Here is a 12051-nt window from a genome sequence, read left to right on the forward strand (position 1 = left end):
GGTTGTTCGTGGAGTGTTTCGGCACCGAGAAGCTGCCGGTGGAGAAGATCCAGGAGGCGGTGTTGCAGGTGTTCGACCTGCGGCCCGCGGCGATCATCCGTGATCTGGACCTGCTGCGTCCGATCTACTCGGAGACGGCTGCTTACGGGCACTTCGGCCGGGAGGGCTTCTCCTGGGAGTCCACCGACCGCGCCGAGGCCCTCCGCCGCGCGGCCTGGGCCCGCGCCGCCTGACCCCGCGACGGGACGCCGAGATGAAACCCATGAAAGTCGCCCTGCTCGGCTGCGGCGTCGTCGGGTCGCAGGTCGTGCGGCTGCTGCGCGAGCAGGCCGCCGACATCGTCGCCCGCGTCGGCGCCCCGCTCGAACTGGCCGGCGTCGCCGTCCGCGACCCCGGCCGGCGGCGCGACACCTCCGTCGACCCCGGCCTGCTGACCACCGACGCGGAAGCCCTCGTCACCGCCCCCGACGTGGACATCGTGGTCGAGCTCATCGGCGGCACCGACCCCGCCGGGCGGCTCGTCCTGCGCGCGCTGCACGGCGGCCGGTCCGTCGTCACCGCCAACAAGGCGCTGCTCGCGCGCGAGGGCGCCGCCCTGCACCGGGCCGCCCACGCCGCCGGCGTGGACCTCTGCTACGAGGCCAGCGTCGCGGGGGCCATCCCGCTGCTGCGCCCGCTGCGCGAATCCCTCGCCGGCGACCGCGTCACCCGGGTGCTCGGCATCGTCAACGGCACCACCAACTACGTCCTCGACCGCATGGACTCCACCGGCGCCTCCTTCGACGACGCGCTCGCCGAGGCCCAGGCGCTCGGCTACGCGGAGTCCGACCCGACCGCCGACGTCGAGGGCCACGACGCCGCCGCCAAGGCCGCCATCCTGGCCCAGCTGGCCTTCCACAGCCGCGTGACCGCCGCCGACGTCCACCGCGAGGGCATCACCGGCATCACCCCGGCCGACATCGCCAACGCCCGCGCCATGGGCTATGTGATCAAACTGCTGGCCATCTGCTCACGCGGCGACCGGCACGGCGTCGGCGTGCGCGTGCACCCGGCGATGATCCCCCGCAGCCACCCGCTCGCCGGCGTGCGCGAGGCGTACAACGCGGTCTTCGTCGAGGCCCGGTCGGCGGGCAACCTGATGTTCTACGGCGCCGGCGCGGGCGGCGCGCCCACCGCGAGCGCGGTGCTCGGCGACCTCGTGGCCGCCGCGCGCAACCGGCTCGCCGGCGTCTCGGGCCCGCCCGAGTCCGTCTACGCCGCGCTGCCCGTCCACCCGATGGGGGAGACCGTCACGCGGTCGTACATCGCGCTGGAGGTGCTCGACAAGTCGGGCGTGCTGGCGCGCGTGTGCGAGGTGTTCGCCGCGCACGACGTGTCCATCCAGACCGTACGGCAGGAGGGGCGCGGCGACGACGCCCAGCTCATCCTCGTCACCCACCAGGCGGAAGACGCGGCGCTCGGGGCGACGGTGCGCGCGCTGGAACGCCTGGACGTGGTCCGCGCCGTCGCCAGCGTCATGCGCGTCGAAGCCGAGGACGCGGCCTGAACGCGCTCCAGCAGCAGGTGCTTCGGAACGGTCGCCTCAGCAGGTGCTTCGGAACGGTCACCTCAGCCGGTGCTTCGGAACGGTCGCCTCGGCAGGTGCTTCGGAACGGTCGCCTCGGCAGGTGCTTGAGAACGGTCGCATCAAGTCCGACGCACCACGGGTGGTCGCGCGCGGCCGAGCCATGGACGAGAACCACCGCCGCAGTTGAACGCGGGACGTGCGCTCCGCCCGCGCCGGAAGGCGACGATCGCCGCAGGAAGGGGATGTCTCGGTGCCGGACCTCATCGTGCTCGTGCTCGCCGGACTCGCCGTGTTCGCCGGCGCGGTCCTGCAGGGCGGCACCGGGATCGGGCTCGCGCTGGTGGCCACGCCGATCGTCCAGCTCCTGCACCCGGCGCTGATGCCGGGCGCCATGCTCGTGGTCGCCTGCGGGCTCGCCCTGCTCACCGTGGCCGCCGAAGCCCGGCACGCCGACTGGCCGGGCCTCGGCTGGGCGCTCGGTGGGCGCCTCGTCGGCACCGCCGCCAGCGCCGGCGTCATCGCCCTGACCAGCGTGCGGGGGCTCAACCTGTTCAACGGGTCCGTGGTGCTGCTCGTCGCCGCGGTGGTGGCCATCGCCCCCTCGTGGCTGCCCCGCAACCGGCTCACGCTCGCCGGCTCCGGCATGTTCGCCGGCGTCGCGGCCACCACGGCCGCCATCGGCGGGCCGCTCATCGCGCTCGTCTACCGGCGCTCGCCCGGACCCACCATGCGGGGCAGCCTGGGCGCCTTCACCACCGTCGGCAGCCTGCTCTCGCTGCTGTGCGTCGCCCTGGTCGGGCTGCTGAGCTGGGTGCAGATCCTCGGGGGCCTGGCCCTGCTGCCGTTCGCGGGCGCCGGGTTCGTGGTCGCGGAACGGGTCCGCCGCCACCTGAAGGGCCGCTGGATCCGCGGCGCCGTCCTCGTCCTCGCCGTCCTCGCGGCCCTCTCCCTGATCCTCCGCAGCCTCCCCGGATGACCGGGGGGGCGCGGGCGGTCCGCCGACCCACGGCGGCCGCCCATCGCCGCTACTCGGCGATCCTGGTGCGCATCGACCAGCGGAACACCCACTCGCCGGGAGCCGCGTCCGCGACCCGTACGAAGTGCTCGTAGCCGGCGCCGTACGGCACCTTGATCTTGCCGTCGAGGGCGGCGGCGTGCTCGACCCTCAGCTCCCGCGGCACGTACGCCGGCCCTCCCTCGAGCACCACGTCGACCAGCCCATGAGCAACGCTCTTCCCCATGCGGGACCTCCTCTGCCTTCCTTTCCCGCTGTTCATGCTGCTCGACGACCCGTCCCGTGAGCATCCCCCTACCGGCCCCTAGCGGCTCCATCCGGTTCCGCACGATGACCCCCATCCGTTACGGCTCCGCACGGTGGGCCGCACGCGCCGACGCCGGTGACCGCCCGTCCTGGCCGGTCGTGAAGGCCCACGGGTGGCTCGCCGTGACGACGCGCCCACTTGACCGCCTCCGTGGTTCCGGGCCCGGCGCGGGTCAGTGGCAACGTCCCTCCAGCACGCCCGAAAGGCACAAGCGCGGGCAACCGTGGCCGGGTGACCGCGCGAGCGGTGCCGAGCGCCGTCCGCCCGGTGGGGCGGGCGGCGCTCGGTGACCGGGTCAGTAGCGTTCGGCCAGGCCGGAGTTGATTTCGGTCAGGGCCAGGGTCGTGTCGGTGTAGCGGACGAGGTTGCCCAGGCCGGGCGGTTGGGTCAGGGTGGTCTGGGCGTAGCGGACGGCGTCCCCGACCGTCTCCAGGTGCAGGCGGCGGAGCGTGAGCGTTTCCACCTCGGTGCCGGCGTTGATCCGGCGGGTGCCCAGGTTGAGGGTCGTGGCCAGCAGTTCCGCCCGGAGCGTGCGCGGCTGCGTGACCGGGAGCGTCAGCACCGCCGACGCCTCGCGCTGGGACAGCGCGCCGTCCGGCGTGGAGCCGTCGGCCCCGTCGAAGCGGGTGTCGGTGGCCTGGACGCGCGCCAGCACCTCGGCGGTCCGAAGGTCCTGGCGGAGCGCCCACACCGTCGACAGCAGCGGCGTCCTGCTGGGCGGGACCACGGTGACGGTGGTGGTGGCGGCGTCCGTGACCGGCGCGAAGTCGCAGGCGCCGCCGGCGTTCCGGTAGCTCACCGAGACCTTGTTCGTGTACGCGGTGCCGGCCGTCGCCAGCAGCGTCGGCCGCGCCGTGAAGACGATCTTCCGGTCGCCGGAGCGGGCGGGCAGGGCGCCCGGGTTCCAGACGAGCGTCCTGGTGCCGTCGGCGTTGAGGGTCACCGTATCCGGCTTCGGCCCGGCACCCTGGTCGAGCGCCGCGCTGTAGTAGACGCCGGCCGGCAGCGTGCTGGTGACGGTGACGTTCGAGGCCGCGCCCCCGCCGCTGTTCGCGTACGTGATGGTGTAGGTGATCGCCTCGCCGGCGTTCACCGTGGCCGTCGCCGCCGCGCCCGCCGTCAGCACGGGCGCGCGCACCGTGGTCGTGGCCTGCGCGCTGTTGTCGACGGTGTACGGGTCGGGCACGCCGTCGGTGTCCTTGCCCGCGACCGTGACCCGGTTGGTGAGCACCGTGCCGTCGGCCGTGTCGCACGGCACCTCGTACGTGAACTTCGGCGCGACCGTGTGCACCGCGCCGCCGGCCAGGTCGGGCAGCGACCGCTCCTGCCGCGTGCCGTCGGGCAGCGTGTCGGTGACGGAGACGCCGGTCGCCGTGCCGGGGCCGAGGTCGGTCACGGCCACCGTGTAGGTCACGGTGTCGCCGCCGGCGGCCTCCGCCTGGTCGGCCGACTTGGTGACCTTGAGGTCGGCCTGCTGCGTCATCATGAGGACGTCCTGCCGGGTCAGCTCGTCCGGAAGGTCCGGCCGTGCGCCGTCGGCGAAGTACTTGGTGCTGAGCCGCGGGTTGTACTGGATGTTGGCCCAGTCGTCGAACCCGTCCAGCTGCTGGCCGGGACTGTCGCCGCTGCACGCCGACACCGAGTCGATGTGGTTGATGTCGGCGGGGATGTCGCTCTCCTTGTCGCCGTCCCTGCCGTTCCAGTCGATGCGGCCGTCGACGGCGGCCGCCACGGTGAGCTTGCCGTCGACGCCGAAGACGATGTTGCGGCTGGGGTTGGCGGGCGTGCCGTAGACGCCGCGGTTCTCGTTGAGGTGGGCCTCGTCGAGGGGCGTGCCGAACGCGGTGCCCCGGGCCGCGCTGGTGTAGTCGAGCGGCCGCGCGGGGTCGCGCCGCGTGAGCTGGAGCGAGTGGTTCATCACGCTCAGGTAGTTGGGCTTGCAGTTGACGTCGTCGTCGCCGCCGTGCCCGAGGCTCAGCGTGTGGCCGAGCTCGTGCATGAAGGTCGCGGCCTCGGCGTTGCGCTGCCCGCCCGACCTGGCGATGGTCGTCTCGTCGAAGCCGCCGAGCGTCACCATGAAGTCGTTGCCGCCCTTGGGGCCCACCTTGTCCCACTCGGCCCGGCCGGACGAGCCGGAGTCCTCCGCGTACGTGTCACCGAAGATCATGTAGCGGAACACCTGCCGCTTGGCCTCCAGGATGTTCACGCAGTTCTGGCTCTTGCGGTCGGCGTCGGTGCCGAAGAAGCCGGAGCAGGCGCCGGGCTGCGTGATCTGCGGATTGCCGTGCTTGAGGTCGTTGAAGTCGTCCTGGACGCCGCTCCCGTCGCTGTCGAACAGGAGGTCGTGCACGCTCGGGAGCTCCTCGCCCTCCATGGCGTGGAGGTTGACGCCGCGGAAACCGCCCGGCGAGCCGGGATCCGGGTCGACCGGCGCGGCGGCGAACGCCTTGACGACGTCGTCGAGAACCCCCGCCTGCGGCTTGAACCCCTTCATGAAGTCCGCCTCGACGAACAGGTCCTTCCGGTACGGCAGCGCGTTGTACGGCGCCTGGCCCAGGGCCACGTCGATCGTGCCGTCGCTGTTGACGTCGAGCCCGCCCGTGGGGGTCTCCCAGCCGTTCATGATGCCGTCGCCGTCGGTGTCGGTCTCGTTCACCAGCTCCAGGCAGTGGGGGGTGGTGATGGTGAAGTAGGCCCGCGCGGAGTCGGCGCCGGAGCCCGTGCTCTCCCCGGCCAGCGTCGGCAGGTTCGCGCCCTGCTGCGTGGTCAGATCGCCGCCGGTGAACACGCATCTGAACAGGTCGAACTTGAGGTCCAGGTAGTCGCCGTTCTTGGTCCAGTGGATGACGTCGTCCTGGCTCAGGTCGTCCTGGTCCCACAGCTCCAGGTGGATGTCGATCTGGTTGTGCGATTCGTCCACGGTGGCCTTGTGGACCCAGTTGGTGGTGAAGTCGGCCCCGTGGGCGCAGCAGTAGTCGTCGCTGCCGTCGTAGAGGCCCTGGTTGTCGATGTTGAACTTCGGGTAGTAGTCGTTGCCGCAGGCCTCGCCGTCGCCCTCGTTGCACGACAGCTCGACCACCCTGTAGAGGCTGACGGTGACCTCGTGGGTGTCGGCCCGGGCCGGTGTGACGCCGACGAGCGCCACCCCGGCCAGCAGCAGGAGCGTCACTGTCAGCGCCCGGGCGACGACCGCCGGCGTTCCGCGTAATGTGCTCACACTCGCACCTCCCCGTGAAAGGACTCGACGTCTCAGCGTCGGCCGGGGTGGCACGTCCGCACCTGAGTAGGGCGTACTCAACCGCGCTCAGGCCGGGCCGGTGGCCTCCTGTCGCTGGAGGTAGCGGGCGGCTTCGCGCTGGCCGAACCACTGCGCCCAGCCCAGCGGCGTCGCCGTGAACACCGGGTCGGCCACGGTCAGGTCGGCTCCGTGCCGGACCAGCAGCCGCAACGTCTCCACCTGACCGGCTCCGGCGGCGTAGTGGGCGGGCACGCGGCCGGACGCCGAGCGGGCGTCGACGTCGAACCCCAGCTCGGCGAGCATCTCGACGGCGGCCCACCGCTGCCGGGCCGCCGCCTCGGCCAGCAGCGCGGGATGCCCGGCACGCGTGCGATCGAGCAGCCCGGGGTCCTTCTCCAGCAGGGCGTCGATCTCCGCCCGGTCGCCGCGCAGGCAGGCCAGGATGACCGGGTCGCGCGGCCCGAGCTGCAGACGCAGGTCGCGCACGACGCCGATCTCGGCCCCGTGGTGGATGAGCTCGTCGAGGATGTGCAGGGCGAAGGCGGTGCAGTCGTGCTCGGAGTACGGGCCCGCGATCGCGCCCATGGGACGGGTGAGATCGCCCTCGCCCAGGGCGGCCAGCCGCCCGCGCCACACCTCGTAGGCGTGCTCCAGCGCGCGCAGCGCCTCGGCGGCGACGCCGGGCACGCCCGGCACGCCGTCCTCCGGCGCCGGCCGCTGCCCGAACCAGGTCGCTGTCCGCTCGGCCTGCAGGACGTCGATGAGGTGGGTGACCCGCCAGGCGATCGTGGTGAACGGCGGCGGCTCGGGCGGCAGCCGCGCCCCGTCGGCCGTCATGGCGCCGCCCTCACCGGCGCGGACCGTCCAGCACTCCGGCACCGGCTCCCAGAGGTATTCCTCATCGGTCAGCCCGTCGAGCCGGGTGCGCAGCCGCTGCCAGGCGAAGTCGGAGAGGTCGACGAGGTTGTCAAGGAGCGATGCCATGGCCGGCACGCTACGCCCCGCCACCGACAATCCGAGGGTGCCACGAGCGCGGTCGGGTCGCGGGCCGTCGCGCTCGTCCGGTTCAGGCCAGATCGTCCCAGGGGGCGGGCGGACCTGAGGCGAAGAAGCGGAGGAGTCCCAGCAGCCGGCCGGCCGGAGGGGCGGTCCAGTGGCGTTCGCCCGGGCGCGGGACGGGATCCGCTAGACGTCCGAGAGCCCAGACGAGGTGGAACCAGAGCACCCGCGCCTCCCACGCCGGGGACGCCGACGCGGTCTCCTGGCGGTAGCCCTCCAGCATGGCCGGGATGCCGGTCAGGGGGATCTTGGCGAAGTCGGTGGCAGGGTCGGCCCATTGGGCATCGCCCCAGTCCACGATCCCGTCGAGCCGGCCCGTCCCGGGGGAGACGAGCAGGTTCTGCGGAGCGATGTCGCCGTGGACCAGGACCACCGGCGGGTCCGCGGGGAGGTGCGCTGAGAGCCGGTCGAACCAGCCGCAGAGCCAGCGGGCGGCATCGGCGTCCACCCAGCCGTCCTCGCGGAGGCGGCCGGTGAGCGCCCAGGGATCCACGGCGCCGTCCTCCATGGGGACGGCGGGAAGGGCGGGCGCGGTGGCCGGGGACAGCCGGTGCAGGCTGGCCAGCTCCCGCCCCACCTGCTGGAGGACGAGGTCCGTGCCGGCGGCGGGCAGGTCGAGCCCCGCGAGGTCCGTCCCCCGCGCCCGGGCCAGCACCATGTACGGGACGCCGACCGCCGAACACGTGTCGTCGAAGGCGACGACCTCCGGGGTGCTCACCCCGGCGCGCACCGCGACGGGGATGACCGCGGCCTCCTTGACCAGGTCGGGGAGGAACCGCTCGGCCCGCGGGATGCGCAGGACCAGGTCGTCTCCCAGGAGGAAGACCCGGTTGGCCACCCCGGCCGGCAGGGGCCGCACCCGCTCGGCGGCGACCCCGTGCCGGGCCGCGATGGCGGCCAGCGTCTCGTCGCTCGCGTCGTACTCCGGCATGATGCCGCATGCTGGCACGGGCGGTCCCGATCCGTCGCGCCCTTTTCGGCGGTCCCCGCCGAGACGCGGTTCGGGCGCGTCCGGGAGGCCCGGCAGGGGGTCGGCCGGCGGCCCGCCACATCGGTGGTACGGATCCTGTCATAGCCATGGTCAAGGTGATCATCTTCTGCTTAAGATCACTTCCATGCTGATTCGCCGGACATTACGGATGATCACCGCTCTCACCGCGACCTGCACCGTCGCGCTCGCCGGTGCGCTCGCTGGGGGAGTGGGGACGGCCCAGGCCGATGCGTCCCAAGCGTCGTCCCGGAAGCAGTTGCTGTTCTTCAACCACGCCTACAGCGTCGTGGACCGCGAGACGGCCGACGCCGTCGAGAACTCCGCCTACCTGCGCGAGTTCGCCAACTTCGAGGTCCGCACCACGACCGGCGGCGGGCTGACCTGGAAGGGCCGCTACCTCAAGGGCCGCGAGACGTACATCGAGCTGTTCGGCGAGGGTGACCTGCCCGGCCAGGACGCCCTCTTCGGCTCCGCAGGGCTGGGCGTCTCGACCGAGCGGGCCGGCGACCTCGCCAAGGTGACCGCGAACCTGAAGGCCCTGGGCATCTCCGAGCCGGCCGAGTACCGCCAGACGCGTGACTTCGGCGACGGCGTCCCGATCCCGTGGTTCGACACCATCCGCGCCACCTCCGTCCAGTACGACGCCTTCGACCCGTGGGCGATGGAGTACTTCCCCGAGTACTTCGCCGACCCGCGCAGCCAGACCGAGCCGGCCGGCTACACCGGTGACGTCAGCCGGGAGCGCTACCTGCCCGACGACTACCAGGACCACCTGATGCGCGACATCACCTACATCCGCATCGGCGTCCCGGCGCGCGACCTGGCCAACACGGTGCCGCTGCTGCGGGCCGGCGGATTCGACGTCACGACCACCGGCGGCGGCGCCATCGCGACCTGCGGCGGCACCACCATCCGGCTCGACTCGGTCGCGCGCGAGCAGGCGGGCCTGAAGCAGGTCTCCATGTCGCTCAACCGCCCGGTGGCGCACCGGCACGAGGAGCGCATCGGGCGCTCGACCCTCGCCGTGGGCCCGGGCGCCCGCGCCGAGTGGACCTTCGACGCCCCTCAGTGAAGCCCTCGTAGCACCCCCTTCACCCGCCCGGCCCGCGCGAACACCGATCGTCGCCGGCCGGGCGCCGTCGTTCCGGCGTGGTGCGTAGCGCCGTCCCGCGTCGCCGTTCCGGCGTGGTGCGTAGCGCCGTCCCGCGCCGCCGTCCTGGCCGGTCCGAAGCGCCGTCGCCGCCCAGCCGTCCGCCGAACCGGGCGCGAGCCCCGACCGCCACCGGACGGATCCGCGCGGTTCTGTCACAAACGGGGAGGCCGTCCGGTCCTCACTCTGGACAGTCCCTGTCGTGGATGGAGGAACACATGAGTGCTGAGCAGGCTCACCTGCCCCCAGGCGTCGAGGTGATCACGAGCATGCCGGAGGCGGCGGCCCGGATCCCGGACGGCGCCGAGGCGAGGACCATCCGGGTCACCCTGGCGCCCGGCGACCCCGGCGCGCCACCGCACCGGCACCCCGGGCCGCTGTTCGGCTACGTGACCCAGGGCGAGATCCTCTTCGAGCTGGAGGGCCAGGCGCCCCGGGTGATCAAGGCCGGTGACGCCCTGTTCGAGCCGGGCGGCGACGTGATCCACTACCAGGGCGCCAACAACCTCACGGACGCGCAGTCGCAGCTCGTGGTGACCATGTTCGCGCCTCCCGGCACCCCGGTCCTCACCGTGGTCAGCCAGGAGGAACTGGCCGAGCGCCGGCACCTGCGGGTCCCCGCGCAGTGATGACCGCCGGCGTTCCGAAACGCTCTTCCGCGAACGCGTGAACACCTGAACCGTCATGCGGTGGCGGAGCCGGCTTAGCGCTGCTCCGCCACCGCATTCCCGTGGACTGACACTCCCTTACCACCTGAAAGAGGGACAGAGGCATGACTGACGCTCCCCGTGAGCTCCAAGCCGGCGGACAGCTGGAGTTCACGTCGGCGCGTGGCCGGTGGGTGCTCGCGGCGACCGTCCTGGGGTCGGGGCTCGCGCTGCTCGACAGCACCGTGGTGAACGTCGCGCTGCCGTTCCTCGGCCGGGAGCTCCACGCGGGCATGGCCGGGCTGCAGTGGACGATCAACGCGTACACGCTCACGCTCGCCGGGCTGATCCTGCTCGGCGGCTCCCTCGGCGACCGGTACGGCCGGCGGAGGATCTTCCTCATCGGCACGATCTGGTTCGCCGTGGCGTCCGCGCTGTGCGGGCTGTCGCCGAACATCGAGTTCCTGATCGGCGCCCGGGCGTTGCAGGGCATCGGCGGCGCGCTGCTGACCCCGGGCTCGCTGGCGATCATCCAGGCGTCGTTCGTGCACAAGGACCGGCCGCGGGCGGTGGGGGCGTGGTCCGGGCTGGGCGGGGTGGCCAGCGCGATCGGTCCGCTGCTGGGCGGCTGGCTGGTGCAGACGGCGGGATGGCGGTGGGCGTTCCTGGTCAACCTGCCGTTCGCGCTGCTCGTCGTCATCGTCACCCTGCGGCACGTGCCGGAGAGCCGGGACGAGCAGGCCGTGGGACGCTTCGACGTGCTCGGGTCGGCGCTGGCGGCGCTGGCGCTGGCCGGCATCACGTACGGGCTCATCGAGAACGGCGCGCCGGTGCCGCTGATCGCTGGGCTGGCGCTGGGGGCGGCGTTCGTGGCGGTCGAGATCCGCAGGTCGCCGGACGCGCTGGTGCCCGTGGGGATCTTCAGGAACCACGTGTTCACGGCGGTCAACGTGGTGACGCTGGTCATGTACGCCGCCATGGGCGTGGTCTTCTTCCTGCTGGTGGTGCAGCTGCAGGTGGTGTCCGGGTTCTCGCCCATCGCGGCCGGCCTGGCGATGCTGCCGACGACGATCCTGATGATGCTGCTGTCGGCCAGGGCCGGCGAGATCGCCAAGCGGTACGGGCCGCGCTGGCCGATGACGCTCGGCATCCTGCTGGCCGGGGCCGGATTCCTGTGGATGAGCACCATCGGGTCCGGCGCGTCGTACCTGCTGCAGGTGCTGCCCGCGGTGTCGGTCTTCGGCCTGGGGCTGTCGGCGGCGGTCGCGCCGCTCACCTCGACCGTGCTGGCCACGGCCGACGAGCGTTACGCGGGCACGGCCAGCGGCGTCAACAACGCGGTGGCCCGCACCGGGAGCCTGCTGGCCGTGGCCGCGGTGCCGCCCATGGTGGGGCTGGTCGGCGACGCGTTCCAGAACCCGTCGGTGTTCGACGCCGGCTTCAAGACGGCCATGCTGGTCAGCGCGGGGATGATGGCGGTGTCGGCGCTGATCACGTTCGTCACGATCCGGACCAACGTGCTCACCGCCGAGGACGGCGCCGACTAGGCGACCATCGCCAGCCACGGCAGATGCGCGCCCCCGAACGGGCCCTTCCTCTCGCCCACGGCGTCGAGCAACCACCTCGCGGTGCCCTCCGCCCGCGCGATCAACTCGGGCGGGTAGCCGAGCAGGACCTGGTGCTCGGCGAACTCGTCCTCGTCGTCGAGGATGAGGCGCCCGTCCCGCATCCTGATGACGTCGAGATCGAGGTCCAGCATCGTCACCTCGCCGTCCCGCCACTCCGGGACGGTGGTGACGTCGACGTAGACCTCGCTCCGATGCGGCGGCGTGTTGAACGATGCGGTCCACCAGGCGTCCCTGGGGAACAGCATGATCGCCGTCGTCTCCCAGGTGACTGGCGGCCCGTCCCCCTTGCGGGCCACCGTCCCGCCCGGCACCCCCGCCCAGACACCGTGCTCGTCCTCGCCGAGGATCTGGCCCGGGTGGTTCCAGTGCAAGGCGCCGCCGTACTTGCGATACACGATCCGCACGTCACTCACACCAGGCAACCTATCCACCCCAGCACCTGTCCGGAT

11 protein-coding genes are annotated in these 12051 nt (G+C 72.6%); 6 read left to right on the forward strand and 5 right to left on the reverse strand.

The genetic code is table 11. The annotated features are described in order from the left end of the window. The 3 genes from FH608_RS17250 to FH608_RS17260 form a co-directional block, all read left to right on the forward strand. Window positions 1-233: methionine adenosyltransferase domain-containing protein (locus tag FH608_RS17250; RefSeq protein WP_193318467.1), on the forward strand; the 233-nt coding region annotated here is incomplete at its 5' end. Window positions 234-262: 29 nt separating this feature from the next. After that, a complete protein-coding gene (locus FH608_RS17255) occupies window positions 263-1546 on the forward strand; it encodes a homoserine dehydrogenase (RefSeq protein WP_226899628.1) in 1284 nt (427 codons plus the stop codon). Window positions 1547-1817: 271 nt separating this feature from the next. Further along, on the forward strand, window positions 1818-2543 hold the full coding sequence (locus FH608_RS17260; protein ID WP_139631557.1) for a TSUP family transporter: 726 nt from the start codon (window positions 1818-1820) through the stop codon (window positions 2541-2543). A 49-nt stretch (window positions 2544-2592) separates the two neighbouring features. On the opposite strand, the gene FH608_RS17265 is transcribed toward FH608_RS17260, so the two are convergent. The 4 genes from FH608_RS17265 to FH608_RS17280 all read right to left on the reverse strand — a co-directional run bounded on the left by FH608_RS17265 (window position 2593) and on the right by FH608_RS17280 (window position 8117). Next, on the reverse strand, window positions 2593-2808 hold the full coding sequence (locus tag FH608_RS17265; RefSeq protein ID WP_139631558.1) for a DUF5988 family protein: 216 nt from the start codon (window positions 2806-2808) through the stop codon (window positions 2593-2595). A gap of 376 nt (window positions 2809-3184) precedes the next feature. Beyond that, complete coding sequence (locus FH608_RS17270; protein WP_139631559.1) at window positions 3185-6106, reverse strand: DUF11 domain-containing protein; 2922 nt, start codon at window positions 6104-6106, stop codon at window positions 3185-3187. Window positions 6107-6193: 87 nt separating this feature from the next. Beyond that, a complete protein-coding gene (locus tag FH608_RS17275) occupies window positions 6194-7111 on the reverse strand; it encodes a DinB family protein (protein WP_139631560.1) in 918 nt (305 codons plus the stop codon). Between the two features lie 82 nt (window positions 7112-7193). Further along, window positions 7194-8117, reverse strand: coding sequence for a phosphotransferase family protein (locus FH608_RS17280; RefSeq protein WP_139631561.1), 924 nt, complete (start codon window positions 8115-8117; stop codon window positions 7194-7196). Between the two features lie 184 nt (window positions 8118-8301). On the opposite strand from FH608_RS17280, the gene FH608_RS17285 reads away from it, so the two are divergent. From FH608_RS17285 to FH608_RS17295, 3 genes are all read left to right on the forward strand, one after another. Next, a complete protein-coding gene (locus tag FH608_RS17285; protein WP_226899629.1) occupies window positions 8302-9249 on the forward strand; it encodes a DUF5829 family protein in 948 nt (315 codons plus the stop codon). A 296-nt stretch (window positions 9250-9545) separates the two neighbouring features. Next, window positions 9546-9956: a cupin domain-containing protein gene (locus FH608_RS17290; protein WP_139631562.1), complete on the forward strand. Its 411-nt coding sequence runs from the start codon at window positions 9546-9548 to the stop codon at window positions 9954-9956. Between the two features lie 143 nt (window positions 9957-10099). Continuing rightward, a complete protein-coding gene (locus FH608_RS17295) occupies window positions 10100-11521 on the forward strand; it encodes an MFS transporter (RefSeq protein WP_139631563.1) in 1422 nt (473 codons plus the stop codon). Here the strand turns inward: FH608_RS17295 and FH608_RS17300 are convergent. After that, entirely contained in the window at window positions 11518-12015 is a 498-nt protein-coding gene (locus tag FH608_RS17300; RefSeq protein WP_139631564.1) for a DUF402 domain-containing protein, read from the reverse strand. The two genes, FH608_RS17295 and FH608_RS17300, sit on opposite strands and share 4 nt — an antisense overlap. Between the last annotated feature and the right edge of the window lie 36 nt (window positions 12016-12051).

Source organism: Nonomuraea phyllanthi, from assembly GCF_006334985.2.
Taxonomy (GTDB): domain Bacteria; phylum Actinomycetota; class Actinomycetes; order Streptosporangiales; family Streptosporangiaceae; genus Nonomuraea; species Nonomuraea phyllanthi.